Raw genomic sequence first — 25,257 nt, forward strand, 5'->3', positions numbered from 1 at the left:
GCCCTGTCTGGTCCTCACCCCGGGCATGCTGCTGCCCGCCGCCTGGCTGCTGCCCGCGTGGGGCGCGGTGGCCTGCGCGGCCGCCCTGGTCTTCCTGCTGGCCACACTGTCCAAGTGGCACACCCGGAGCCGGTCGCGGCGGGGTGAGCGGCCGTCACCGGCGACGCGCGCGCCATTCGGGCGCCAGGACCGCCCAGAGCTGCTTGTCGTAGCGGGTGCCGCCGTAGGGCCAGTACTCGCGCCGCACACCCTCCAGGGTCATACCGAGCCGCTCGGCCACCGCCGCGCTCCGCTCGTTGTCGGCCCGGCAGTGCCACTCGGCCCGGTGCAGCCCGCGCGTGACGAACGCCCAGTCCAGCAGCGCCTGGCAGGCCTCGGTGACCACGCCGTGGCCCTCGGCGGCCGGCTCCAGCCAGCAGCCGACCTCGCAGGAGCCCGACGCGGTGCTGAAGTCGGTGAACATCACGCCGCCGACCAGCGTGCCGTCGAGCCATATGCCGTAGAGGCGGGCGCCGTCCGCGGCCTGGCGCTCGGCGTAGCGGCGCAGGGTGCCGCGTGCTCCGTCGACGTCGTCGGTCACGAACCCGGCCCCGACCCAGGGCCGGATGTGCTCGCGGGCCCGGTCCATATGGGCGGCGAACTCCTCGGCGTGCCACAGCTCCAGCGGACGCAGGTGGGCGTTGTCCCGCAGCGGGAGGGAGAACATGGATGACCCCATTCACATAACAAGCGTTACGGTTATGTACGGTAGCAGCATGCCACGTACCAAGGGCGACCACGAAGCCCGTCGTCGCGATGTCTCCGAAGCGGTCTGGCGGGTGCTCGCCGCGCAGGGCTTCGGCGGTCTGACCCTGCGCGCCGTCGCCACCGAGCTCGGGGCGACCACCGGCCTGCTCACCCACTACTTCCCCGCCAAGCGCGACCTGGTGGCGCACGCCCTCGACCTGCTCGACCAGCGCACCGCCGCCCGCCCCCGGCGCGCCGCCGGTACGGGCCTGGCCGCCGTGCGGGCCGCCCTGCTCGACATCCTGCCGCTGACCGCCGAGGCCACCGCCAGCAACCGGATCTGGGTGTCCTCCTGGGACACGGCCCTCGCCGACCCCGCGCTGAGCGGCGAGTACGCCCTCAAGTACGGACGCAGCCGGGACAAACTACGCGAACTGGTCGCCGCGGCCCAGGAGCTCGGCGAACTGCCGCCCGGCGACCCGGCGCGCATCGCGGCCGGCGCCCAGTCGTTCGTCCTGGGGTTGGTGGTGCAGGCACTCTTCGCCCCCGAGGCGTTCCCGCCCCCGCGCCAGACCGAGCTCCTCGACGACTACCTGGCGGCATTGGTCCACCCCTGGCCGGAAAGTCGTTGACGCGTAAATGTTCTGTGTAAAGTCTCGGGCGATCACGTGATGTGTCCCAGTGCGTATGACGCCGGAACAGGTGTGTGCCGGGCCGTGTCGCGTTCGTCCGATCAATGGAGAGATACGTGGCCAAGACCACTGGCCGTAAGCACGGGCGGATAGCCGCCCGGCTGGCCGCCGCGGCGGTTACCGCCGCCCTCGTCGGCACCGGCGCCACCGCGTTCGCCGCCGACACCCCCAAGGCTCCCTCGGTCTTCGGGTCCGCGGAGGCCGGCAAGGCCAAGGCCGGGCTGACGGCGGCCCAGAGCGAGCCGACGGGAGAGGAGGCCTTCGCGCCGCTGTTCGGTGTGGACCGCTCCGACCAGGGCTGGATGTACCTGCCCAACGGCAAGGGCGGCCTCACCGACCGCATCGAGCTCGGCCCCATGCCGGGCGTAAAGGCCGGCGCCCTGGCCGACAACACCGCCGACGGGCTCCCCGACGGCATGTGGACGTGGGACACCAAGGGCGGCCTGTACTACGGCGGCGAGAACACCGACGACTTCCGGGTCGGCGGCGGCTGGAACATCTACGACAAGGTGCTGTCCCCGGGCAACCTCGGCGGCGCCCAGGCGGCCGACCTGCTCGCCCGCGACTCCGCCGGCACGCTGTGGCTGTACCTCGGCTACGGCAACGGCAAGCTCACCTCCCGTTACAAGGTCGGTGGCGGTTGGGGCCAGTACACCCAGATCGTCGGCAACGGCGACCTGACCGGCGACGGCAAGGCCGACATCGTCGCCCGCGACCGCGCGGGCACGCTCTGGCTCTACAAGGGCACGGGCAACCACAAGGCGCCGTTCCAGACCCGCACCAAGGTCGGCGGCGGCTGGAACACCTACAACACCCTCGTGTCCAGCGGTGACGTCGACCGCGACGGCAAGAGCGACCTGCTGGGCCGCGGCAACGACGGCTCGCTGTGGCTGTACAAGGGCACGGGCAACGCCTCCGCCCCGTACAAGCAGCGCGTGAAGATCGGCAACGGCGGCTGGAACACGTACCGCATCCTGTTCTGAGCTGCAGCCGGTAGTCGGTAGCGGTTGAACGAAGGGTCCAACTCTTGCGGGAGTTGGACCCTTTGCGGTCGTACGAGCCGTGGCCCGGTCCGGTCAGGTCCCCGACCGGTAGTCGATCTGGCGGAACGGCTACGCCGAGGACAGCCACCGCGTCACCGCGTCGTACAGCGGCCCGTCCAGCTCCGCGCGGTCGGCCCGTACCCACGAACTCACCTGGGTGACCTCGGTGTTCGCGCGCAACGGGTAGTTGTACACGCTAGCCGATCACCTGGCCCTCGGCACGAAGTCACCGGCAGGGGTGTTCGTGCGCGGTGCGCGCCGCATCGGCCACAGCGTCGGCCCGTTCCCCGGCAGCCGTACCTCTTCGAGAACGGTGAAGCCGAAGTGCTCGTAGACGGGCAGGTTGGACGGCTTGGAGGACTCCAGGTAGACGGGCAGACCCGCCGTGTCCGCCTTGGCCAGGCCCGAGCGCAGCAGCGCGGACCCGTGCCCCTGGCCCCGGCCGGCCGGGTCGGCGCCGATCACCGCCAGGTACCAGTGCGGTTCCTGGGGTCCGTGCCCGGCGACCGCCTCGACGGCCTCCCGGAACGCCCCGGCCCGGTCGCCGAGGATGTCCTCCAGCTCGCGGATGGTCTCCGCGTCGGGAACCGCCTTGGCCTGTGCCTCCGGCGGCACCCAGAAGGCGGCCGCGGTGCCGGTGCGCTCGCACACGCCGTGGTGGACGTACTGCCGGGTGAACAGGGTGGTGTAGTAGCGGCCCAGCCCCGCCTCGCGCGAGGCGTCGTCGGGGAAGAACCAGCGCATCATCGGGTCGTCCTCGAAGGCGCGCGCCAGGGTGCGGCTGATCAAGGCGGCGTCGTCGATCGTCGCTGCCTGCGGCATGTTCGTTATCGACATACGGGTCATTCTGCATCTAGATGATCTTGAGCATCGAGGTGGGGAGGCAGGTTGCTCGTCGGATTCGCGCACTCAACGGGGTGACTTCTCGACCCGACCGGGTGGCCTTTCATCGGAAGGAACGACCATTTCGCCCTGATATGACCATCGATGTGATGTGCTGCGGCTCGCCGTTGTGGCGCATCACGACGCTCCGTCGATCTGGGGAGAGACATGCGTATTTGTATTCGGACCGCTTTCGCCGCCACCGCCCTGGCCGTGGTGACGGCCTTCGCGGGCGCCGGCGTCGCCGTGGCCGACGCCCACGCCGAAGGACACGCCAGCCATTCTGCGGGTGTGCTCTCGGGCAATGTGATCCAGGTGCCCATCCACGTTCCGGTGAACGTCTGCGGCAACTCGATCAACATCATCGGCCTGCTCAACCCGGCCGGCGGCAGCAAGTGCACCAACAAGTGACCAGCCGCTGAGGCGAGGCCGTGGCGCATCTGACGTCGTCAGGTGCGCTGCGGCCTTCGCCGTGTCGGGGCGGTATGGGCCGGTCATCCACGGTCAAAGTGGGTGTGCCGGTCGTCCAGCGCCGAACTAGGACCGGATCTGACCCAATTCCCTTCTACCGTCCGGGTCATGAGTTCCGCACACGCCTCCGCGCGGCCGTTCCGCTTCGCCGCCGTCACCTTCGACTGCCCCGACCCCGCCGAGCTGGCCCGATTCTACGGCGAGGTCTTCGGCCTGCCCGTCGTCTACTCGACTGATGACTTCGTTCTGCTCGGCCAGGACGGCGCCGCGGGTCTGGGGTTCAACCGGCTCGCCGACTACCGCCGTCCCACCTGGCCGGACCCCGCCCAGGAGAAGCAGGCCCACATAGAAGTGGGCGTCGACGACCTGGACTCGGCCGAGGCCGAGCTGCTCGCCCTCGGTGCCGTCAAGCCCGAAGGGCAGCCGCAACCCGACCGCTGGCGGGTCCTGCTGGACCCCGCGGGCCACCCGTTCTGCATCACCACGCTGGTCTGAGCGCATCCCGCGAAACCGGTGAACCACTGTGCGGCGGCCACGGCTTCTCGGCCGTCACCGCCGCACAGTCGGCGTCCTGCGAGTATGCGCCGTACGGTCAGCCCTTCACCGCGTTGACGCGGACGGCCATGTTGCCGGACGGGTGCTTGTTCTCGTACATCAGCTGGTGGGCGAGGCCCGTCTCCTCGAAGTCACCCGTCCAGGACAGGCACGGGTCGAGTTTCTTGCTCGCCGCGAGCTCGATGACCTGGCGGCACTGGCGGATGTTCGCGAAGTGCGAGCCCTGGAGGCGCTTCTGGCGCATCCACAGGAAGCGCAGGTCCACGTCGCCGTTGTAGCCGCTGGTGCCGCCGCAGATGACCACCATGCCCGCCGTGTCGCACACGTACATCGACGTGGGAATCGTGTTCTGGCCGCTGTGCTCCAGTACGATCTTGGGCGCCCGGCGCTCGCCGAGGATGTCCCAGAACTTGGTGCCGAAGGCCCGCGCGCCCTTGGCCCACTTGGCCATGGCGGCGTCGTCCGTGGTGTCCGGCAGCCGCCCCCAGTGGTCGAAGTCGTTGCGGTTGATGAACCCCTCCGCGCCGAGGTCGAGGCAGTGCTTGCCGCGCTCCTCGTCCGAGACCACGGCGATGGGCACACCGCCCCGGATGCGGGTGATCTGGATCGCCATCGAGCCGAGGCCGCCCGCGCCGCCCCAGATCAGCACCGGGTCCCCGGGCTCCACCGTGTGCGGGGCCCAGCCGCACAGCTGCCGGTAGGCGGTCGCGCCCGTCAGCAGGAAGCAGGCGGCCTCCTCCCAGGAGAGGTTGGCCGGCTTGGGGTGGCACTGGTAGTCGTCGACGAGCGCGTACTGCGCGAAGGAGCCGTAGTTGGTCTCGTAGCCCCAGGCGTTCTGGGTGACCGAGGTCATCGGGTCGGCGCCCAGGCGGATGTCGTGGGCGGTCTCGTCCCAGGTGCAGCCCGAGAGCATCACCTCGTCGCCCACTTTCACGGAGGTGACGCCGTCGCCCACCGCCCAGACGATGCCGGACCCCTCGGAGCCGCCGATGTGGAAGTCCTCGGGCTCGCCGCGCTTCTGCCGTCCGGCGATGACGTCGTACGGGTAGCCGAGGGAGGCCCACACGTTGTTGTAGTTGATGCCCGCCGCCATCACGTAGACGAGGACCTGGCCGCGCCCGACGCGCGGTACGTCCACGACCTCCATGGCGAAGCCCTGCTCCGGCGGACCGTAGCGCTCCGGGCGGATGACCGACGCGTGCATCCGCGCGGGTACCTCGCCCAACGGGGGCAGCTGGCCGATGTCGTACAGGTCCTTGCTCAACTCTTCCTCCACCTTGTGGTGCTGCTGGTGCCTTGTGGTCCGGTCCGGCCGCGCGTCGGCCGGTCAGCGGGTGATCTCCGCCTCCAGCTCCCGGGCCAGGGAGGCGGTCGTGGTCTCGCGCACCAGCCGGGTCATGGGCAGGGCGACGCCCAGCTCCTTCTCCAGCCGCTTGCGCAGCTCGGTCGCCATGAGCGAGTCCATGCCGAGCTGGTTGAAGCGCTTGTTCACGTCGAGCCGGGCGACGCGCATCTTGAGCACCGCGGCGACGTGCGCCGCCACGCGGTCGACGACCGGGCGGTCGGCGGCCGGGGCGTCCTCGGCGGGCCGGTCCGCGGTGGGCCGTGCCACGGCCGCGGGGCTCACCGCCACGACGGGTGCCGGGGCGGCCGTGGGCTGTGCGACGGGCGCGGTTGTACGAGCGGGTGCGGTGACCGCGGGGGAAGGGCTCGCCGTACCGGCCTGCGAGATCCGCAGGCTGCCGCGCAGTTCGACGACGAAGCCGCTGGACGGGTCGGTCAGCCGCAGCTCGCCCGTCAGCTCGATGCCGCCGTCCGCGCTCCGGCCGGTGACCGTTCCCCGCTCGTGGACGGGTTCGGGCTCGGTGCTCATGATCTCGTCCTCCGCGCTCGCCTCGGCACCGGCGCCGACCTCCGTACCACCGTCCTGCCTGCGCATCCGCATCCGCGTGGCCTCGACCACCACGTTCTCCGCCTCGTCCAGGAGCGCCAGGTCCAGGAAGAGCAGCCCGTCGGGGGTGACTTCCGAGATCCAGCACTTGCTCCACATCACGTCCGTCTGCGGCCCGAGCACGGTGACGCGGCCGACGTGCTCGGTGAGGTACGCCATGTCCGGCAGCAGTGCCAAGGCGGGCTGCGCGGCCGCGGCCAGCAGGGCCGGGTGCACCGGGTGGTCCGGGTGCGGCTCCAGCGTGGCGGGGCGGCGCAGTCGGCCGACGGCCTCGCCCTGCCCGAGCCAGAGCTCGTCCACCACCTGGTAGAGCTCCTTGACCCCGGCCATTCCGGCATAGAAGGCCGCACCGTCGAGGCGCTGCGGGCAGCGCTCCAGCGTGCGGGCGAGCGGTTCGTGCACGGCGGCGGCGAGGCCGGGCGTCACGGTCGCCGTGCCGCAGGCGTGCTCGTTCTCCCTGCCGTCCTGTTCCCCGGTGACCGAGAAGCACCAACTGCCGTCCGTCTCCCCGGGGGTGAGGGTGACGCGCAGCACGGGGGCGGATCCGGGGTGCACCGCGAGGGCGTCCTTGACGGTCACGTCCGTGAGCAGCACCGCGTCGGTCCGCGCGGTCCTGACGGCCGCGACCCGGGCGGCTTCGGCAAACGCCGGGCCGTGCAGCAGGGCGGGGCCGTGCGCCGGGGCGTCCGCGAGGAACGGTGAGTCCGACGGGTCCAGGGCGAACGTGTGGGACTGGGGGAGGGCTTCGAGGTCCTCCACCCAGTAGCTCTCGCGCTGCCAGGGGTAGGTCGGCAGCGGAACGAGGCGACCGCCGCCGTAGAGGCCGTCCCAGTCGACGCGGGCGCCGCTCTCGTACACCTTGCCGAGGTGCGTCAGCAGGGTCTGGCGGTCCGGTTCGTCGCGGATGAGGGAGCCGACGGCGGTGCCGGGCAGGGCCGCGTCCAGGAGCGAGTCCTGCACGGCGCTCGACAGGATCGGGTGCGGGCTGATCTCGACGAACACGGTCTCGGCGGCGAGGGCGGTGCTGAGCACGGCCTCGTGGAAGTGGACGCGGCCGCGGATGTTGCGGGTCCAGTACGAGGCGTCGAGCCCGCTGCCGTCCTCCAGCTCGCCGGTGACGGTCGAGCGCATCGGTATGCGGCCGGTCCTGGGGGCTATCTCCCGTAATTCCGCGCCGAGTTCGTCGAGCAGCGGGTCCATCTGGGCGCAGTGCGAGGCGGCTTCGGCCTTCATGACGCGGCAGAACACGTCACGGGCGTCCAGCTCGGCCTTGATCTTCTCGATGCCCTCGATCTCACCGGCGAGCACCGTGGTGCGCGGGCCGTTGCTGGCCGCCACCGACACGTTCACCGCGAGCTCCGCGATGAGCGCTTCGGCCTCGGCCGCGGGCAGTGCGGCCACCGACATGGTGCCCCGACCGGCGACGCGGTCGCGGATCAGCCTGGCGCGGCGGCAGACCACGGCCGCCGCGTCGGCCAGGCTCAGGGCGCCCGCGACGCAGGCGGCCGCCGATTCGCCCATGCTGTGCCCGATGACCACGTCCGGCTCCACGCCCCAGGCCCGCCAGGTCTCGGCGAGGGAGACCTGGACCGCCCAGAGCACCGGGTGCACGACGGCGACGGTCTCGCCGACCAGGTCGCTGCCGTCGGTGAGCCGGTCGATGACGGACCAGCCGGTCTCGTTGCGTACGACGTCGTCGCAGCGGATCAGTGCCGCGCTGAACGCCGTCGAGGTGTCCATGAGTTCACGGGCCATGCCGATCCACTGCGAGCCGTGGCCGGAGAAGACGAACGCGACCTGCGGGCGGCCGGCGTAGGGCCTGGAGCCGTCCTCGGCCAGGACGTCCCGCAGCCGCTCGGCCAGTGCGTCGTGGCTGTCGCCGACGACGGTGACGCGGCAGTCGTGGTGCGCGCGGCGGGTCGCGGCGGTGTGGCAGACGTCCGCGATCGCGGCGCCGCGTCCGGCGCCGCCGGGGGAGAGGTGGTGGGCCATGTCCTGGAGCCGCTGGCGCAGGGCCTGGGGTGAGGCGGCGGAGAGGGGGAGGATGTGCGTGGCGCCGCTCTCCGAGGCGAGGGGCGTGCGGTCACCGGTGCCGCGGGATTGGGCTCCGACCTCGGCCTCGGCTTCGGTGAGCACGAGGTGCACATTGGTGCCGGAGACGCCGAACCCGCTCACACCGGCGGTCAGCGGCCGCCCCTCCGCCACGAGCGGTACGGACGCGCGGTGCGGGATGTCCAGGCCCGTGGCGTCCCAGTCGATCGCCGGGGTGCGCTCGGTGACGTGGAGGCTGCGCGGGGCGGTGCGGTGCTGGAGGGCCAGTACGGTCTTGATCAGCCCGAGCACGCCCGCGGCGGAGCCGGTGTGGCCGATGTTGCTCTTCACCGAGCCGACGAGCAGCGGCGGCCGGCCCTTGTCGCGCCCGCCCAGGACGGCGGCGATGGCGCCGAGTTCGACCGGGTCGCCCGCGCGGGTGCCGGTGCCGTGGGTCTCGATGTAGTCGACGTCGGATACGGGGATCCCGGCGTGCTCGTAGGCGAGCTGGAGCATCTGCCGCTGGCCGCTCAGCGCGGGGTTGATCATCGTGTCGCTGCCCGCGCCGTCGTTGTTCATGCCCCAGCCGCGGATGACGGCCCGGATCGGGTCGCCGTCGGCGAGGGCGCGGTCGAGCGGCTTGAGCAGGACCACACCCACGCCCTCGCTGAAGACGAAGCCGTCGGCGGAGGCGTCGCCGAAGCGGCAGTCGGTCCCGAACACGCCCGCGTCGACGAAGCCGTGGTTCTCGGTATTGGCGAGCAGCAGCTGCGAGCCGCCCGCGATGGCGAGCGTGGACTCGCCCGCCCGCAGGCTCTGGCAGGCGAGCGCGATGGCGGTCAGCGAGGAGGAGCAGGCGGTGTCCACGGAGAGCCCGGGTCCGGTGATGCCGAGGGCGAAGGAGACCCGGCCGGTCGTGGTGGAGCGCGAGCCCGCGCCGAGCGAGGCGTGGATGTCGGGGAAGTCGACGCTCTGCTGGAGGTCCCAGTAGTGGACGTTGGTGGTGCCCACGTAGACGCCGGTACGGGTGCCCGCGAGCCGCGCGGGGTCCTGGCCCGCGTCCTCCAGGGCCTCCCAGACGGTCTCCATGAAGAGCCGCTGCTGCGGGTCCATGCCCGCCGCCTCCCTCGGGGAGATCCCGAAGTACTCGGCGTCGAACCGGTCCACGTCCTTGAGGAGTCCCGACCGGACGCGCGCCCCGGGAATCTCGTACGGCCGCCCGAACCTGGTCGCCGGAACGTCCTCGACCGAGCAGACCTCGTCCATCAGGAGCTGCCAGAAAGCGTCCGGGCCGTCGGCACCGGGAACCCGGCAGGCCATTCCGACGATCGCGATCGGTGCGGGCCGCACCGGGGTTTCTTCACCCATGGTGTACGTGACTTCCTTAACTCGGGAAGGCCGCGCGGCAGTCGGCTGCGCGGGCTCGACTCCGAGTCTCGCCAGAAAAGGCGGCCATGTTCAACGGGAGGTCAGCAAATTGCCATGCACTGCGGTGCTTTCCTGTTCCAGCTGACAGGTTGCTGCCTGCACATGTACTTCCTGACACGCCTCTGACTTATGGTTGTAACAACCCCATGCTGGATGCGTACACCCCGGCCTGGAATCGTGAGCGGGCACCGAGGAGGCGCATGATGTCGGCGACTCTCCTGCGATAGGTGCGCACGGACATGTCGAGTTCGCGGGCGGCCGCCTCGTCCGTGCAGCCGTCGCTGAGCAGTTGCAGGATCCGCGTGCCGCAGTCCCCGTTGAGGCATTCTTGGAGCTGTTGGTACTTCACCAGCGGGGCGGCCCGGTGCCACGCGGTCATCATGATGTCGTAGAGGGCCTTGACCACGCCGGGCGCCCGGATGACGGAGGCCTCGGCGCCGGCCGTGACCACGCCGGGCGAGCGCACCAGCGCCACCTGCCCGTCCACCACCACGGCGGCGTGCCGCACGTCGGCGGCGAGCCGGACCTCGACGCGCTCGGTGAGCCCGCCGAGCCGAGCGAGCCGCTGGTCCGCGGCCACTTCCGGCGCCGCGAGGATCTGCACCCGGGCCCCGCCGGGACGCCGCGCGGCCAGGCCCCGTAACGCCGCGTCCGCCACCGGCAAAGCGTCGCGGGAATGCGGCACGAGCATGTTCACCGAGAACTCCGCCCGCTCCACCAGGGTGTCGAGTGTGGTGGCCGCGACATCTCTGTCGCGTATGACGGCGAGAGTCGAATCCTCAAGTGCGCGGATCTGGACGTCGTTGACGACGGATTCGATCAGCGGCCGAATCTGCGACAGTACTTCGTCGCAAAGGGAGTTGGGATTGCTCATGCACGCCTCATCGAGTTGCTGTGTCGCTGTGGAAAGGCAGCTTCGCGCAACCGTCGAGGGTGTGACAGAAAAGCCGGGCAGTGATGCGCGGAGCCCACTATTTCGTGCCCTTGGAACTCACGCCTTTCTGCATTCACCACCCTACCGATAAGTAACGCTACAGTTCGTAGCGGAACATCGTCAACGCGTCACCGGTGCCGGAGTGTTGACATCCGGCCAGGTGACCGGCACCACATTCGGCCGCGCGGGCCCGGTAATTCCCGGGTTTCGATGTGCGGCGGGCTGTCGTGGCGCCGTGCGGGGCGGATCGGATGTGACGCTTTTTGCGTGGTCGGGAAATCCAGCGGGTCAGCCGGTATGGAAAAGCGGCCGTGCGGGGTGTGGTCCGCACGGCCGCGGTCGCGCTATTCGGGGAGGAAGGCGACGGCCCGGGTGGGCGAGGCGCTCGTACCGGTGAGCTTGAGGGGGAAGAAGCCGACCATGAAACCGGTCGGCGGGAGCGCGCCCAGGTTCACCAACTGCTGGACGATCAGCGCTTCCTTGTCCTGGATCGCGTAGTGCCCGTCCCAGATGTGCCCGGCGTCACCGGTCTCCTGGAACGCCCGGCGCATCCTCGGGATCGGCCGGTCCCAGCCGATCGCGTCCGTGCCCAGGATCGTCGCTCCCCGGCCGGTGAGATAGCGGGTGCCGGCGCCCGACATGCCGGGGTAGTCGAAGTACTCCGGCTCGCCCAGGCGGTAGCGCTCCTGGCCGGTGCGGATCAGGATCGCGTCGCCGTCCTGGATGTCCCGCCCGTTGGCCTTCACCGCCTGCTCCAGCGCCTCGACGGGGATGGCTTCGCCGGGCCTGGCCCAGGGGCGCACGTCGAGCACCATGCCGGGGCGGTACAGCTCGTCGAGCGCGATGTCGCTGATGGTGCGCGAGGGGCGGCCCTCGCACAGGCGCCCGCTGTGCAGGGGCGCGTCCACGTGCGTACCGCAGTGCGTGCTGATCTCGTGCATGACCTCGCCCGCCGGTCCCTCGCGGGCGGGCAGGTCGTCGGGGTCGCAGCCGAAGGAGGCGACCATGAACTCGCGGCCCCAGGCGTCATGGGTGTGATAGTCGATCTTGGGTGCGATCACCAGCGCCAGATCGGGCATGTCGGGTGGCACGAGATCGAGGTCGTGGGGGTCGAGCGGGGAGGTCAGGTCGATGATGCGGCTCATCTCAGCTCAGCCTCTTCCGTGTTCGGCGTCCGGGGATCTGGCGATCAGTCCCCTGAGTTCGGTCTTGAGGACCTTTCCGTAGGAGTTCTTGGGCAGGGCGGCCACGAAGCGGAAACCACGCGGCCGTTTGAACCGGGCGATGTGCGCGAGGCAGTGGCGGTCGAGCTCGTCGGCCGTCGCCGTACGGTCGGGGGCCAGGACGACGAAGGCGACGGGCAGTTCGCCCCACTCCGGGTCCGGAGCCCCCACCACGGCCGTCTCGGCGACCGCCGGATGGCGCAGGAGGGCTTCCTCCACCTCGCGCGGATAGATGTTGGAGCCCCCGGCGATGATCAGGTCCTTGGCGCGGTCGACGAGGGTGAGGAAGCCGTCCGTGTCGAACCGTCCGAGGTCGCCGGTGTGCAGCCAACCACCTTGCAGCGTACGGGCAGTGGCCTCGGGGTTGTTCCAGTAGCCCGCCATCACGGTCTCGCCCCGGACGACCACCTCGCCGTTGGTCCCGGGCGCCACCTCCCGCCCCGCCGCGTCCACCACCCGCACCTCGACGCCGGTGCGCGCGCGGCCGACGCTCGCCAGCCGGCGCCCGAGGGCCTCGGCGTCGTTGCCCCGGTGGTCCCCGGGCCGCAGATGGGTGATCGTGGCGGGGGATTCGCCCTGGCCATACCCCTGCCACAGCCGCTGGGGTCCGAAGCGGGCGATGACCTGCCGCAGATCCTCGGCGTACATCGGAGCGCCGCCGTAGAGGATGTGGTGGACCTGGCCGACCAGGTCGTCCGGCAGCAGCGCGGGGTCGAGCAGTCGGCGCAGGATGGTCGGCACCGCGAAGAACACCGCCGGTCCGAAGGCGTGCAGCGACTCGCCCAGGGTCCGTGCGTCCACCCCACCGCCCCGGAGGAACACCTGCGGACGGGAGCGGGCGACGGCGGCAAGCCCGAAGAGACCTCCCGCGTGGGACAGCGGTGCCAGGTGGAGCAGGGCGGCGTCCAGACCCGGGCCGATGTCGGTGAGGGCGCTCTCGGTCGCCGCCAGCACATTGCGGTGGGTGAGCGTCGCGCCCTTGGGGTGGCCGGTTGTGCCGCTCGTATAGAACAACCACGCCGGATCGTCGGGGCGCACCGACGCCGGAGGCCCAGATCCATCAGACGGCGCCGTCCGCGCCAGCTCACCGGCCTCGGTCAACACCGTCTTCCCCAGGCCCTGTTCGCGCAGCGCACCGGCCAGCTCGTCCGTGGCGACGCACAGCCGGGCCCCGCAGTCCTCGATCTGCTGGGCGAACTCCTTGGGATGCAGCCGCGCGTTCATCGGCGTCGCCACCAGCCCGGCCCACCAGACGCCGAACAGGATCTCCGGATAGTACGGAGTGTTGCGCATCGCCAGTGCGACCCGGTCGCCGGGAAGCAGCCCGTACTCGCGCACCAGCGCGGCCCCGATCGCCCGCGCACGCTCGGCCAGCCGACGGTAGTTGCGCAGTACGGTCGCGCCCTCGCACACCGCCGGGGCGTCCGGGGTCGCGGCGGCCGCCCGGTGCAGCAGACCGGCGATGTTCGCCGGGGCATTGGGCGGTGGGCCCACAGTTCGTGTCACGGCAACCTCCCCACCCGTAAGGGCGCTTCCAGGACGACGACCGCGGCTGCCGCCTCCTCGAAGCCCAGGAACCCGCCGCCGTTCTCGGCGAGCCCGATCCGCGCGTCGGGCACCTGGCGCGCACCGGCCTCGCCGCGCAACTGTGTGGTGAGCTCGGCGATCTGGCCGATCCCGGTGGCGCCGACGGGATGCCCGTTGCACTCCAGACCGCCCGAGGTGTTGACCGGGAGGCGCCCGCCGAGTGCCGTCTCGCCGCGCTCGGCCGCGAGCGCGCCCTCACCGGGGCCGACCAGTCGGAGGGCTTCGAGCTGGAGCACTTCACCGATCGCCGTCGCGTCGTGGACCTCCGCGAGTGACACGTCGGCGGGTCCGATCCCCGCGCGCTCGTACGCGGTGGCGGAGGCGCGGCGGGTGATCTGGTGTTCCTCGTCGTCCAGGGCCCGGCCCGAGCCGGAGGCGACCACGCTCGCCCGGATGCCCACGGCGCGCCGGACGCCGATCCGGCGCGCCGCCGCCGGTGAGCAGACCAGGGCCGCCGCCGCGCCGTCGCCGATGGGCGCGCACATGGGGAGCGTCAGCGGTGCCGCGATCTCGCGCGCGGCCAGTACGTCGTCGACGGTGAGCGGGGTGCGGTGGGCGGCGTCGCGGTTGAGCGAGCCGTGCCGCCGGTTCTTGGCGGTGACGGCGGCGAGTCGGCGGGCGGTGCAGTCGGGGAAGCGGCGCCGGTAGTGGGCGGCGAGCGCCGCGTAGACGTCCATGAACACCGAACGCCGCCCTGGCGGCGCGGTTTCGGCCCCCGCGGCCTCCCGCAGCGCCTTGAGCTCGGCCTCCCAGCGGGCGACGTCCAGTCCGCCGTGGAAGGCTTCGGTGGTGCGTGTCTCGTCGGCGCCGTACATCTTCTCGGCGCCGAGCGCGAGGGCGACGTCCATCTCCCCGGCCCGTACGGCGGTGGCGGCGAGGTGGAAGGCCGTGGCGCCGCTGGCGCAGGCGTTCTCGACGTTGAAGACCGGCACGCCTTCGAGAGCGGTGCCGCGCAGGGCGACCTGACCTCGTATCAAATGTTGCTGCTCCAGGGCCCCTTGGGTGGCGTTGGCGAAGAACACCCCGTCGACCACCGAGGACCCGGCCGCGGCGTCGGCGAGGCACAGGGCCAGCGCCTCGCGGGCCAGCGCGCCGACACCGAGCTCGGGGAACCTGCCGTACGGGGTGCGGCCCACGGCGAGGACGTACGCGTCGGTCATGAGCCGGTCGAGGGGAGCGCGGGCACGCGGACGGTGTTGCGCAGGACGCCGATCCCCTCGACCTCCAGCTCGACCACGTCCCCGTCCTGCAGCGAACGCGCCAGGTCGAACCCGGTGCCGGAGGGGACCGTCCCGGAGCCGATGACGTCGCCGGGGTGCACCGCCCGGTCCCGGCTGAGGTGCACGATCGCGTCCTCGAAGCTGTGGTGCATGCCGTCGGTGCCGCCGCGCGACCACTCCTGGCCGTTGACCCGGGCGGTCATCGTCAGCGCGTACGGGTCGGTGAGCTCGTCGTGGGTGACGATGCAGGGCCCGAGCGTGTTGGACCCGGCGAAGTCCTTGCCCTCGCAGGGGCCCACACCGGCCGGCATCAGCAGCAGCTGGAGGTCGCGGGCGCTCCAGTCGTTGAACACGGTGTAGCCGAAGATGTGCTCGTGCGCCGCGCCGGGCTTCACCTCGCGGCCGGTCCGGCCCACCACGGCGGCGAACTCCAGCTCGAAGTCCAGCTCCTTCGCCCCGGCGGGCGCGGTGATCACGTCCTCGGGCCCGCTCACCGACAGATGGTCGGCCGTGTAATACATGACCCGCTCGCGGAAGAGCGGATTGAGGTCGAACCGGCCGCTGGCCATGAGCCGTTGGAACTCGGCGTCGGGGTCCTCGGCGCGGGCCGACTGGCGCCGGGCCAACTCCCTGAGCCCCGACTCCAGATGGGCGATGAACAGCCCGCAGTCACGCAGCCGGGCCGGGCGCGGCAGCGGCGCCCGCAGCGCGATGTCCTCGACGGCCAACAGGGCGGGCCCGTTCCGGAGTCGGCAGAGCTCCCGCGCCCGGCGCAGCCCCTCGTGACCGGACTCGATCAGGGCGAGCATGGAGCCGAAGGCCGCCTCTCCCGGAGCGGCGGCGGCGAGGTCGAGGACGGTGGTGTCTCCGTCGAGCAGCACCCCGACGGACTCGGGGTTCGGTTGGTCCTTGTGGTCCTTGTGGTCCTTCTGGTTCTTCCTCACGAACGTGACCAGGCGCATGACGTCTCCCATCGTGCGGTCGGTGGTTCGGAACGAGTACGGCGAGAACGCGATCGGCGGGGCGACCCACCCGCGAATACTGGACAGGGGTCCAATCGTTGGACGCATGACACAGACCGTCAAGACTCCTCACATGATCGGTGTCCGGCGAGGGCGTCGGACGGAGGGGTCTGGGGAGGCCGCGCCCCTTGTGGAACAATCCGCCGCATGACCGGTCGTCGTGAGGAGTCCGCGCGGGAGAGCCGCCGCCGTCTGCTGCGGGCGGCGACGGAACTGGTGGCCGAGGCCGGCCCGAGGGCCGCGTCCGTACAGGCGGTCGCCGACCGGGCCGGGATCAGCCGGGGTTCGGTCGCCTGGCACTTCGGCTCGAAGGACGGCCTGATCGTCGAAGTGATCGAACTCGCCTTCCGCACGGCCGAGGAGGAGTACGGCCGACGCCTGCCGCACTCCGGCCCCCTGACGTTCGACGCCCTCGTGGACGCGCACCTGGCAGTGGTCGACGCCCCGTGCGGCCGCGTGTTCGCCACGGTCCTGCCGGAGGTCCTACGGGACGAGGGCCCCCTGCGGGACGCCTACATCGAGGGGTACGAACGCACGCGGCAGGTATGGATCGGCTACCTGGAACGCATCGTCCAGGACACCCCCGGCCTCCCCGACGCGAAGAGCCTGGCGTCGATCGTCTTCGGCACCGGCATCGGCCTGCACACCCTGCACAACCTCGACGGCCTGGTGGACCGGGAGGCGGCGTTCGGGGCGCTCAAGGAGTTGTTCAGGCTGGCCGCGGGGGTTCGGCGGGGGTGAGGTGCGGGGTGGCGGCGTTCGGGCCGATTGATTAGTCGCCCGGGCGGGGGCTGCGCATCAATCCACGAGGCGATGGGATCGCTGTGCCAAGCCCGGTACCGCCGCCCACGGGGGTGGCGCGGCACCCGGCAACAGGTGCACGCGGTCCGTGAACCAACTCCACTGCCCGTGCACCGCCGGGTCAGCGGTACCGGTGCCTTCCACGGCGACGTCGTGTCCCGGCTCGGCCACGGGCCGGGACATGACAGCCCATGCCGATCAGTCACCCGGCATCCACGTGATCACTGAATGGGGAAACAGTGGGACGCAGTGAGAAGCCCCTCGATCCGGCGGACGGTCCCGTGCGGCGATTCGCCCAGGCGCTGCGGCTGCTGCGGCAGGAGGCGGGCGGTCCGACGTACCGGGGCATGGCCCGGGAGGTGGACTACTCCGCAGCCGCCCTCTCCCGTGCGGCCTCCGGGGACACCCTGCCCTCGCTCGCCGTGGCGCTGGCCTATGTGACGGCCTGCGGCGCCGACCCGGCCGGATGGGAGGAGCGCTGGCGCGAGGCGTCGCGGCAGGAGGCCGGTCAGGTCTGGGCCGACGACGAGAACGCCGTACCGCCGTTTCGGGGGCTCGCGCGGTACGAACCCGATGACGCGGACCGGTTCTTCGGGCGCGACCGGCTCACCGACGAGCTGGTCCGGACGGCCCTGGACCACCGCGTCACCGTGGTGCTCGGCCCGTCCGGCAGCGGCAAGTCGTCCTTGCTGCGCGCCGGGCTGATCCCTCGATTACGCGCGCTCGACGAACCCGGCGTACAGCCCGCCGCCGTCCGTATCCTCACGCCCGGACCGCATCCCGTCCGTGACCACGAAAGGCTCTTCGTCCCCGATGGCGCGGCGGGCGACACCTGGCTGATCGTGGACCAGCTCGAGGAGGTCTTCACCCTCTGCCACGACCTTGAGGAGCGGAACCGGTTCATCGCCCTGCTGATGGGGGCGCGCGACCCTGAGAGCCGACTGCGCGTGGTGCTGGGGACCCGCGCGGACTTCTACAGCCACTGCCTCGAACACCCCGACCTGGCCGCCGTCGTCCACGAGGCGAGCCTGCCCGTCAGACCGCTCACCCCCGCCGAGTTGCGCGAAGTCATCCTCAAGTCCACGGCGGCCGAAGGGCTGATCGTCGAACGGTCCCTGACCGCCAGGGTGCTGGAGGAGGCGACCGCCGAGCCCGGCAGTCTGCCCCTGTTGTCCCATGCCCTGCTGGAGACCTGGCGCCGACGGCGCGGGCGGACGCTGTCCCTGCAGGCGTACGAGCTGGCCGGGGGACTGCGCGGGGCGATCACCCAGAGCGCCGAGCACGCCTACGCCCAACTCCCGGACGGTCAGGCCCAGGTCGCCCGTCAGCTGCTGCTGCGGCTGATCACGCCCGGCGCCGGAACGCCCGACACGCGGCGCCCCGCCGCCCGCGAGGAGTTGGACGCCGTCCACCCCGAGCACGCCGGTCCTGTCCTGGAACATCTGGCCCGGGCGCGCCTGGTCTCCCTGGACCAGCGGAGCGTCGACCTGACCCACGAGGCCCTGATCACCGCCTGGCCGCGGCTGCGCCAGTGGATCGAACGGGACCGCGACCGGTTGCGCGCCCACCGCCAACTCGCCGAAGCCGCCCAGGACTGGCACGACCTGGGCCGGGACTCCGACGCCCTGCTGCGCGGCACCCGCCTGGCCCAGGCGCAGACCGCGTTCGGGACGGAGGACCGGCGGATCCAACTCACCGCGCTCGAAGAGGCGTTTCTCACCGCGAGTCGGCACGCGCACCGTCGTGCCCGCCTCACACGGCGTGTGATCGCCTCCGCCCTGTCCGTCCTGGTGGTGCTCGCCCTGGTGGCGAGCGGCATCGCCTGGCAGCAAGGGCGGGCCCGCGACCAGCAGCGCCGCGAGTCGGCGGCCCGCAGCGCCGCCACGCTCGCGCAGAGCTACCTCCAGTCCGACCCGCAGACCGCCATGCGGCTGAGCCTCGCCGCCTGGAGGCTCGCGCGCGTACCGGAGGCGCGCGCCGCCCTCGTGGCCGTCGCCTCCCGCCCGGACCAGGACACCGACGTGGACGCCGACCCGGACTCCGACTCCGACGCTCCCCGCTTCCTGGACCGGTACGGCCGTACGGTGACCACCTTCGCGGGCGGCAACGCCGTGCGCCGCGACGTCGACAGCCATCGGGTGCTGTCCTCCGATCTTCTGATCGGTGAGGGGGCGGACGTGAGCGAGGACGGCCGGACGGTGCTGCTCACGGGCCGGGCCGGTACCCGCCTGTGGCACACCGGCCAGTCCCAGCGTGACGGGCCCGAGCTGCCGGGCTCCGTCTTGACCGTCGGCAGCTTCCAGGGCGACGGCCGGGCCCTGGTGCTCACCGACTCCTACGACACGCCGTCCATCCAGGTGTGGGACGCCGCCGACCAGCGCCTACTGTTCAAGAACACGGCCGAGCATCCGCTGGACACCCACCGGACGGCGGTCAGTTCGGACGAGCGCCTCCTCGCCACGTGCGCGGCGGGTGCTTCACTCGAGGTGTGGGACATGGCGGCGAAGCGCACGCTGGCCCTGCCCCGCTCCCTTGGTGCGTACGCGCGGTGTCCCGGCAGCGGTGACGTCCACCGTATGCGGTTCACTCCCGACGGGAAGGGCCTGACCCTCATGAACAACACGGGGGTCCGTACCTGGAACCTCACCACAGGGCGTCAAGAGCTCGTCGTCGAACAACAGGGCCTGAAGGAGGTCCGGTTCAGTGACGACGGACGGCTTCTCGCGGCGGCGACCGGGAACGAGATCCTGATGTGGCGGACCGCCGACCCGGCGCGGCCCGTCTTCCGCTACCGGCTGGTGGACGAGAAGGCCAGCAGCTTACGACTGGACGTGGAGCGCGGGCTCCTGCGCTTCGTCGGTGGCCGCAAGAAAGGGGCGGTCCGGTCCCTGGACGTGCGCGGGATCGTGCGTGCGACGGCGGTCAAGGACCCGGTCGAGAATGCGGTGTTCAGCCCAGACGCGCGCCTGCTGGCCACCTCGGTGCGCCACGGCACCCTACGGGCGTTCCAGCTCCGTGACGGGGAGAGCGGAAAGGTCATCACCGAGCTCTCGTCCCAACCCTGCCCGGCGCACACCGAGTTCTGCGTCGGCCGGATGGCATTCAGCGCCGACGGCCGGACGCTCGCCTACGGGGTGCTGACGTGGCAACATGCGCTTCCCCGCCAGGAGATCACGCTGTACGACGTGACGAAGCGCCGTACGAAGGCCGTCGTGAACCTGACGTCGTTCGGGAAGCCGCGCCAGACGACACTGGACATCGCCCTGGACCCCTCGGGCAGGACCCTGCTGGCCATCCGTGAGACGGGCGAGGACCGGGTGCTCGAATCCTGGAACACCCACGACGGCAAGTTGGCCAAGGTGGCCGACGGTCCCGGATACTCCTTCATGCTCCCTCCGACCAAGAACCAGGCCGTCACGTCGGGCGGTTACGTCACCGACTTGACGACCGGACGCACCAGCCTGCATCCACACTCCCCGGACCTGATCTCCCTCGCCGCCGCGTCCGGTGGAGGGCTGATGGCCGCGGGGACGCAGTACCCACAGATCACCGTGTGGGACGAGGACCCGCGGCGGCACATGAAGCCGTTCTCGGTGACCGCCGACGACAGCCAGCCGATGCCCGGGGAAAGGACGAGCATCACGGCCCTCGCCCTGTCCCGCGACGGGCACGTCCTGGCGGCGGCGGGCTCGGACGGATCGCTGCAGCTGTGGGACACCCAGACCCAACGCCCCCTCAGCGCGGCCCTGGCCACCGGCGGGGACGTCGTCCGAACCCTCGCCTTCAGCCCGGACGGCCGCTTCCTGTACGCCTCGGGCGAGCGCACACCATGGCGCTCCTACCCGCTCGCCGCCCAGGCCCTCTCCGCCGATCTCTGCCACCGAGTCCAACGCGACTTCAGCAGAGAGGAATGGCGGAAGCTGATCCCCGAGGCCTCCTACCGCAAGGTCTGCTGATGCCTCGCGTCAGTTCATGCCGATGAACGCCGCCACGCCGAAACCGATCGCGGCGAAGCCCAGCCCCACGCACGTCAGGATCACCATCACCCCGCCGAAGAGGCAGGAGAAGACTCCCAGGCCGGGTGTGGCCTCCGCTGCCACCGCCCGGTCGGGGCGCTCCGGCAGGTACCGCACCGGCACGACGTCTCCGGCCACATACGGGTGCCGCGAGACGACCTCGGCCCGGGCGTCCCGGCCGTCCACGGTCCGGAACGCGACGATCAGGCGCCGCTGGCTGGAGGTCGGCGCGTCGGGGGAGTGGCGATGCACTATGTACGTCTCCAGGCAGCGGGCCTCCGCCACCTGCCCCTCGCGGAAGAGCCGCTTGTACTCGGAGCTCTTGCGGGCGCCCAGGACGAGCATTCCGATCCCGAAGGCGGCGAAGAGGAGTCCGATCGAGCCGAACACCACCCCGAACGCCCCGCTGAAAGCCGACATGCCTCATCCCCCTGGTCACCAGCACGCATCCGGACCCGGCAACACATTTGGATCACCGGTGCTGGTGAAGATGTGCTGCCGGGCCAGGTGGTTCCCGTCAAACCGCCAGACCGTCAGACCGCCAGCGGGCTGTCCGGGGCCAGCGCCGCCGCGATGCGTTCGGCGACCTGCTGGGCCATGTTGCCGTCGGGCGTGGTCGCGGTCTTGGTGGCGGAGACCGCGATGGCGAGGCGGTCGGACGGGAGATACGCCTGGATGGCCGCGTAGCCCGAGAACGACGGGTTCTGCAGCACCCATCCGTTGACGACGATGACACCGAGTCCGAAGTGCTTGGCCGGGGTCTGCTTCAGACAGACCGTGGCGGGACACGTGGCGGTGCCGCCGCCGAGGCCGACCGTGCCGGGGTTGAGCAGGGTGCGGTAGGCGCGGTGCGAGAGGAGTTCACCGCTGCCGATGGCCTGCGCCGACCGGGCCAGGTCGCAGATGTGGGTGGTGATGACCGCGCCGGGTGCGGTGGTCCACGACGGGTTCCAGAAGGTGGATTCCTCGTACGTGCCGCGCTCGGAGGTGAAGGCGTGCAGGACCGGGGTGGGGATGTCGGGGGTGAAGTTGTTCTGCGTGTCGTGCAGGCCCAGCGGGCCCGTGATCCGCTGCTCCAGGAGCTCGTCGATCCGCATGCCGGTGATCTTCTCCAGCGCGGCGATCAGGAGTACGTAGTTGGCGTGCGAGTAGCTCCAGCTGGTGCCCGGCGCGTACCAGAACGGGTGGCGCAGCGGGTATCCGACCAACTCCTCGGGGGTCCACTGGCGGAACGGGTGTGCGGCGAGCTCGGCGAGGAAGGCCGGGTCGGTGACGTAGTCGTGCAGGCCGGTGGTGTTGGTCGCCAGCATCCGCAGGGTGATCTTGCGGGCGTTGGGCAGCCGGGGCAGCCAGCGCTCCACGGTGTCGTCGAGGCGGACCCGTCCCTCCTCGACCAGCTGCAGCAGCGCCGTGCCGATGTGGGCGAAGGCCACGGACCCGGCGCGGAAGTGCATGTCCGGCTCGGCCGGGACATTGGTCATGGACTCGCCGAGCGCGTCCGTGAGGACCTCGTGCCCGTCGACGGTGACCCGCAGCTGCACGGCCTTGAGGTGGAGTTCGTCCTTGGCCCTGCGGGCGAGGCCCAGGACCTCGCGGGCCCGGCCGTCGAGGGGGCCCCGGGTCTTCACGCAGTCGCGGTCGTCGTGGCCGGGCCCGCCCGCGTACGCGGGGGTGACGGCGGTGGTCTGGACCGTGGCGGCGAGGAGCGCGGCGCACAGCAGGGCCGTGCGGGCACGGGTGCGCAGACGGGCGGACAAGCGGGTTCGTGTCATGCCCGCACTATGGCGAGGGCAGGGGGAGGAAATCCGTCGAACACTCCGCATGACATGACAAACATGACCATGTGGTGCAGGCGGGCGGCGCCGCCCAGGTGAAGGCGCTCCCGGGAGCGCCGTGAACCTGCCCGTCTCACCGGTTGAGGAACTCCGCACACCGGTAGGGCCCCAGAGCGGCGCCCTCCTTCGGCCGCACGGTCACCTCGACGTCGTCGGCCCTGGTCTTCGGGTCCAGTACGGACTGGGCGCGCGCCAGTGTGCACACCAGCTGGCCCGTGCCCTGGTCGCGGCCCGACATCGCATAGGGGCCGTCGAGGCGCATCGTGACGCGGTGGCCCGTGCCGGTCACCGTGTAGCCGCCGAGCTTGCCGATCAGCGAGGTGAGCCCGTCGCGCTGCTCGGCGGGCGGCGGCCCCACGGCCAGCAGTTTCACCACCGAGTTGAGGTCCTTGACCTCCGTGTCGAGCAGCGGCACTCCGCGCAGTCCGCTGTCGGACGCGAAGTACAGGCGCATCCCGCGCGTCAGCCCGGACGCGGGCTCGCCCGCGCCCACCACACCGCTCGGCTGGACGCCGCAGCCGGTGAGGGCGATCCCCGCGATCCCCAGCGCGGCGGCCACGGCTCCTCGTCGGGCCTTCACCCGGCGCCCCCTTCGGTGCGTCGTGCGGGCAGGCGCAGGGTGAACACCGCGCCGCCGTGCGGCCCGTCGGCCACCTCGATCGTGCCGCCGTGCAGGCGCGCGTTCTCCAGCGCGATCGCCGTGCCCAGGCCGCTGCCCTGTCCGCTGTCGTCGGCCGCGCCCCGGGTACGGGCCGCGTCCGCCTTGTAGAACCGGTCGAAGACCCGCTCCCGGGCCTCCGGCGGCAGCCCGGGGCCGTGGTCGGCGACCTCGAGCGTCAGCCACTCCCCGTCCGCGCCGGTCACCGTCGCGAGGGTCACGGTGACCGGCGGGGCCCCGTGCCGCAGCGCGTTGCCCACCAGATTCGCGACGATCACGTCGATACGGCGCCGGTCGACGACCGCCCGTACGCCCTCGGGCAGCCGCGCCCGCACCCGGTCCGTCCAGCCGCGCAGCGCCAGGGACGCCCGTACGGTCTCGGCGAGGTCGGTCTCGCCGGCGTTGAGCCGGGCCGCCTTGGCGTCGAAGCGGGAGATCTCCATCAGATCCTCGACCAGCCGGGACAGCCGGGCCGTCTCCGCGCCGACGGTACGGGCCGCCCGCGCCGCGTCCGGTGGCAGCTGGTCGGCGTCCTCCTCCAGGACGGTCGCCACCATCGTCATCGCCGCCAGGGGCGTGCGCAGCTCGTGGGAGACGTCCGCGACGAAGCGGCGCGCCTTCGCCTCCTGGTCGCGCAGTTCCGCGTCGGAGGCCTGGAGCGCGTCGGCGGTCTCGTTGAACGTCCGTGCCAGGTCGGCGAGTTCGTCGTGCCCGGTGACGGCGACCCGGCTGCCGAGGTCCCCGGTCGCGAGCTCACGGGTGGCCCGGCTCAGCTTGCGTACCGGACGCAGGACCGTTCCCGCGGCCAGCAGCGCCAGGACGGCGGCCAGCAGCACCACCGGTGCGGTGCCCGCGCGCACGGAGTCGAGCAGGGCCGCCGTGTCGTCGCGCTCGGCCCGCAGGTCGGTGATCGCGTACACCTCCAGACCGGAGGTGCGGCGGTCCCCGTCGGCGTACGCCACGGGCATGCCGACGGTCAGATAGGGCTCGCCCCGCCACATCACCCGCTGGAACCGGGCCCCCTTGCCGGTGTGCACGGCGGCGCGCAGCTCGGTGCTGATCCGGTCCCGGGTGTCGGCGAGCGTGTCGGAGGTGGCGACGAGGTCCTGGTAGCGGACGACCACGAGGCGGGCGCCGATGCCGTCCGAGACCTTCGCCGCGAGGCGGGAGAGCGCGCGCTGGTCGGGCGGCAGGTCGAAGTCGGCGGCGACCGCGGTGACCCGCTTGCGCAGGTCGTTCACGGCGGTGTTCTGGGTGCGCTGGAGGACGGCGGTGCGGGCGTCCCGGTAGGCGAGGGCGGTCGCGGTCACCGCGCTGATCAGGGCGACGACGACGAAGGTGACGACGAGCCGGGTGCGCAGCCCGCCGATGAGCCGCCGGGGGCGCCACCTGGCGCCGGCGGCGCGCTCGGGCCCGTTCCCACGGCTCACAGCGGCCCGAAGCGGTAGCCGAAGCCCCGCACGGTCTGGACGTACCGCGGCTTGCCCGGGGTGTCCTCCAGCTTGGCCCGCAGCCGGGCGACCGCCGCGTCCACCAGCCGGGAGTCGCCCAGGAAGGTGTGGTCCCAAATGGATTCCAGGAGCTGCTCGCGGCTGAAGACGCGGCCGGGGGAGGCCGACAGCTCAAGGAGCAGCCGCAGCTCGCTGGGCGGCAGCGCGACCGGGACGCCGTGCTTGGTGACGGTCAGTCCGGCGCGGTCGATCACCAGCCCCGCGAGGTCGTCGGCCTCCCGTGCCTGCCCGGACGGTTCCGCGCGCCGCAGCGCGGCCCGGATGCGGGCTTCGAGGACGGGGGCGGTGACCGGCTTGACCACGTAGTCGTCGGCGCCCGCCTCCAGGCCCGTCACGATGTCCGCGTCGTCGCCGCGCGCGGTCAGCATGATGACCGGCAGGGTCGCCGAGCGGGCCCGGATGCGGCGGCACACCTCGAAGCCGTCCATGCCGGGCAGCATCAGGTCCAGCACGGCCAGCTCGATCCGCGCGCCGCCCTCCTCGGCGAGCAGCGCGAGGGCCTGCTCCCCGGTGGCGGCGGTGTCCACGCCGTACCCGTGCCGGCGCAGCACGAGCTCCATTCCGTCCCGTACGGACGCGTCGTCCTCAATGAGCAGCACATGCGGCATGGGGCCGATTATGACCACGCCGGGCCCGCTTCCGCCTACTCCGAATGAGGGCGGAGGCGCAGG

General features: G+C 71.7%; 21 protein-coding genes. 6 read left to right on the forward strand and 15 right to left on the reverse strand.

The genetic code is table 11. The features are described from left to right. Window positions 1-154 precede the first annotated feature (154 nt). On the reverse strand, window positions 155-706 hold the full coding sequence (locus tag IE252_RS40390; protein ID WP_190094496.1) for a GNAT family N-acetyltransferase: 552 nt from the start codon (window positions 704-706) through the stop codon (window positions 155-157). A 49-nt stretch (window positions 707-755) separates the two neighbouring features. Between IE252_RS40390 and IE252_RS40395 the strand changes: the two genes are divergently transcribed. Both IE252_RS40395 and IE252_RS40400 read left to right on the forward strand, forming a co-directional pair. Next, window positions 756-1,358, forward strand: a complete 603-nt coding sequence (locus tag IE252_RS40395; protein WP_190094497.1) for a TetR/AcrR family transcriptional regulator — start codon at window positions 756-758, stop codon at window positions 1,356-1,358. 116 nt (window positions 1,359-1,474) lie between these two features. After that, on the forward strand, window positions 1,475-2,401 hold the full coding sequence (locus tag IE252_RS40400; RefSeq protein ID WP_229849117.1) for an FG-GAP repeat domain-containing protein: 927 nt from the start codon (window positions 1,475-1,477) through the stop codon (window positions 2,399-2,401). A gap of 129 nt (window positions 2,402-2,530) precedes the next feature. Here IE252_RS40400 and IE252_RS44090 read toward each other — a convergent pair whose 3' ends face one another. Together IE252_RS44090 and IE252_RS40410 are read right to left on the reverse strand one after the other, a co-directional pair. Continuing rightward, window positions 2,531-2,656 carry a hypothetical protein gene (locus tag IE252_RS44090; protein WP_268248472.1) on the reverse strand — a complete coding sequence of 42 codons (126 nt, stop codon included), beginning with the start codon at window positions 2,654-2,656 and terminating at the stop codon, window positions 2,531-2,533. A gap of 9 nt (window positions 2,657-2,665) precedes the next feature. Beyond that, the gene (locus tag IE252_RS40410) at window positions 2,666-3,307 is read right to left on the reverse strand and encodes a GNAT family N-acetyltransferase (protein WP_190094499.1); all 642 of its coding nucleotides are present in this window, start codon (window positions 3,305-3,307) and stop codon (window positions 2,666-2,668) included. 204 nt (window positions 3,308-3,511) lie between these two features. Here IE252_RS40410 and IE252_RS40415 point away from each other — a divergent pair, with 204 nt between their 5' ends. Both IE252_RS40415 and IE252_RS40420 read left to right on the forward strand, forming a co-directional pair. Next, window positions 3,512-3,754, forward strand: a complete 243-nt coding sequence (locus IE252_RS40415; protein WP_190094500.1) for a chaplin — start codon at window positions 3,512-3,514, stop codon at window positions 3,752-3,754. Between the two features lie 168 nt (window positions 3,755-3,922). Next, a complete protein-coding gene (locus IE252_RS40420; protein ID WP_190094501.1) occupies window positions 3,923-4,309 on the forward strand; it encodes a VOC family protein in 387 nt (128 codons plus the stop codon). 97 nt (window positions 4,310-4,406) lie between these two features. On the opposite strand, the gene ccrA is transcribed toward IE252_RS40420, so the two are convergent. From ccrA to IE252_RS40455, 7 genes are all read right to left on the reverse strand, one after another. Continuing rightward, complete coding sequence (ccrA, locus tag IE252_RS40425; protein WP_190094502.1) at window positions 4,407-5,633, reverse strand: crotonyl-CoA carboxylase/reductase; 1,227 nt, start codon at window positions 5,631-5,633, stop codon at window positions 4,407-4,409. A 63-nt stretch (window positions 5,634-5,696) separates the two neighbouring features. After that, window positions 5,697-9,719 (reverse strand): type I polyketide synthase, encoded by a 4,023-nt coding sequence (locus tag IE252_RS40430; protein ID WP_190094503.1) that lies wholly within the window; start codon window positions 9,717-9,719, stop codon window positions 5,697-5,699. Window positions 9,720-9,906: 187 nt separating this feature from the next. Then, the gene (locus IE252_RS40435; protein WP_190094504.1) at window positions 9,907-10,653 is read right to left on the reverse strand and encodes a helix-turn-helix transcriptional regulator; all 747 of its coding nucleotides are present in this window, start codon (window positions 10,651-10,653) and stop codon (window positions 9,907-9,909) included. A 404-nt stretch (window positions 10,654-11,057) separates the two neighbouring features. After that, a complete protein-coding gene (locus IE252_RS40440) occupies window positions 11,058-11,858 on the reverse strand; it encodes a cyclase family protein (protein ID WP_190094505.1) in 801 nt (266 codons plus the stop codon). A 6-nt stretch (window positions 11,859-11,864) separates the two neighbouring features. Further along, window positions 11,865-13,442, reverse strand: a complete 1,578-nt coding sequence (locus tag IE252_RS40445; protein ID WP_229849118.1) for an AMP-binding protein — start codon at window positions 13,440-13,442, stop codon at window positions 11,865-11,867. Then, window positions 13,439-14,683, reverse strand: a complete 1,245-nt coding sequence (locus IE252_RS40450) for a thiolase family protein (protein WP_190094506.1) — start codon at window positions 14,681-14,683, stop codon at window positions 13,439-13,441. Before IE252_RS40450 ends, IE252_RS40445 begins: the two co-directional genes overlap by 4 nt. Next, on the reverse strand, window positions 14,680-15,705 hold the full coding sequence (locus IE252_RS40455) for a fumarylacetoacetate hydrolase family protein (protein WP_190094507.1): 1,026 nt from the start codon (window positions 15,703-15,705) through the stop codon (window positions 14,680-14,682). The genes IE252_RS40450 and IE252_RS40455 overlap by 4 nt, the downstream gene beginning before the upstream one ends. Window positions 15,706-15,912: 207 nt before the next feature. On the opposite strand from IE252_RS40455, the gene IE252_RS40460 reads away from it, so the two are divergent. Both IE252_RS40460 and IE252_RS40465 read left to right on the forward strand, forming a co-directional pair. Continuing rightward, window positions 15,913-16,506 carry a TetR/AcrR family transcriptional regulator gene (locus IE252_RS40460; protein ID WP_190094508.1) on the forward strand — a complete coding sequence of 198 codons (594 nt, stop codon included), beginning with the start codon at window positions 15,913-15,915 and terminating at the stop codon, window positions 16,504-16,506. 299 nt (window positions 16,507-16,805) lie between these two features. Then, a complete protein-coding gene (locus tag IE252_RS40465; protein ID WP_190094509.1) occupies window positions 16,806-20,522 on the forward strand; it encodes an nSTAND1 domain-containing NTPase in 3,717 nt (1,238 codons plus the stop codon). Between the two features lie 9 nt (window positions 20,523-20,531). Here IE252_RS40465 and IE252_RS40470 read toward each other — a convergent pair whose 3' ends face one another. From IE252_RS40470 to IE252_RS40490, 5 genes are all read right to left on the reverse strand, one after another. Then, window positions 20,532-21,002, reverse strand: a complete 471-nt coding sequence (locus IE252_RS40470) for a DUF3592 domain-containing protein (RefSeq protein WP_190094510.1) — start codon at window positions 21,000-21,002, stop codon at window positions 20,532-20,534. Window positions 21,003-21,115: 113 nt separating this feature from the next. Then, complete coding sequence (locus tag IE252_RS40475; RefSeq protein WP_190094511.1) at window positions 21,116-22,354, reverse strand: serine hydrolase domain-containing protein; 1,239 nt, start codon at window positions 22,352-22,354, stop codon at window positions 21,116-21,118. Window positions 22,355-22,490: 136 nt separating this feature from the next. Then, complete coding sequence (locus tag IE252_RS40480) at window positions 22,491-22,997, reverse strand: GerMN domain-containing protein (protein WP_190094512.1); 507 nt, start codon at window positions 22,995-22,997, stop codon at window positions 22,491-22,493. Continuing rightward, window positions 22,994-24,505 carry an ATP-binding protein gene (locus tag IE252_RS40485; protein WP_229849119.1) on the reverse strand — a complete coding sequence of 504 codons (1,512 nt, stop codon included), beginning with the start codon at window positions 24,503-24,505 and terminating at the stop codon, window positions 22,994-22,996. The genes IE252_RS40480 and IE252_RS40485 overlap by 4 nt, the downstream gene beginning before the upstream one ends. Beyond that, window positions 24,502-25,194 (reverse strand): response regulator, encoded by a 693-nt coding sequence (locus IE252_RS40490; protein ID WP_190094513.1) that lies wholly within the window; start codon window positions 25,192-25,194, stop codon window positions 24,502-24,504. The genes IE252_RS40485 and IE252_RS40490 overlap by 4 nt, the downstream gene beginning before the upstream one ends. Window positions 25,195-25,257 lie beyond the last annotated feature (63 nt).

Source organism: Streptomyces melanogenes (assembly GCF_014649795.1).
Classification (GTDB): Bacteria; Actinomycetota; Actinomycetes; order Streptomycetales; family Streptomycetaceae; genus Streptomyces; species Streptomyces noboritoensis.

Bases quoted from the DNA above. Each gene is read 5' to 3' on its own strand.
- IE252_RS40440 (WP_190094505.1), bottom strand. From the start codon at position 11,858: ATGAGCCGCATCATCGACCTGACCTCCCCGCTCGACCCCCACGACCTC.
- IE252_RS40460 (WP_190094508.1), top strand. From the start codon at position 15,913: ATGACCGGTCGTCGTGAGGAGTCCGCGCGGGAGAGCCGCCGCCGTCTG.
- IE252_RS40410 (WP_190094499.1), bottom strand. From the start codon at position 3,307: ATGACCCGTATGTCGATAACGAACATGCCGCAGGCAGCGACGATCGAC.
- IE252_RS40470 (WP_190094510.1), bottom strand. From the start codon at position 21,002: ATGTCGGCTTTCAGCGGGGCGTTCGGGGTGGTGTTCGGCTCGATCGGA.
- IE252_RS40420 (WP_190094501.1), top strand. From the start codon at position 3,923: ATGAGTTCCGCACACGCCTCCGCGCGGCCGTTCCGCTTCGCCGCCGTC.
- IE252_RS40450 (WP_190094506.1), bottom strand. From the start codon at position 14,683: ATGACCGACGCGTACGTCCTCGCCGTGGGCCGCACCCCGTACGGCAGG.
- IE252_RS40430 (WP_190094503.1), bottom strand. From the start codon at position 9,719: ATGGGTGAAGAAACCCCGGTGCGGCCCGCACCGATCGCGATCGTCGGA.
- IE252_RS40395 (WP_190094497.1), top strand. From the start codon at position 756: ATGCCACGTACCAAGGGCGACCACGAAGCCCGTCGTCGCGATGTCTCC.
- IE252_RS40490 (WP_190094513.1), bottom strand. From the start codon at position 25,194: ATGCCGCATGTGCTGCTCATTGAGGACGACGCGTCCGTACGGGACGGA.
- IE252_RS40455 (WP_190094507.1), bottom strand. From the start codon at position 15,705: ATGCGCCTGGTCACGTTCGTGAGGAAGAACCAGAAGGACCACAAGGAC.
- IE252_RS40390 (WP_190094496.1), bottom strand. From the start codon at position 706: ATGTTCTCCCTCCCGCTGCGGGACAACGCCCACCTGCGTCCGCTGGAG.
- IE252_RS40435 (WP_190094504.1), bottom strand. From the start codon at position 10,653: ATGAGCAATCCCAACTCCCTTTGCGACGAAGTACTGTCGCAGATTCGG.
- IE252_RS40415 (WP_190094500.1), top strand. From the start codon at position 3,512: ATGCGTATTTGTATTCGGACCGCTTTCGCCGCCACCGCCCTGGCCGTG.
- IE252_RS40475 (WP_190094511.1), bottom strand. From the start codon at position 22,354: ATGACACGAACCCGCTTGTCCGCCCGTCTGCGCACCCGTGCCCGCACG.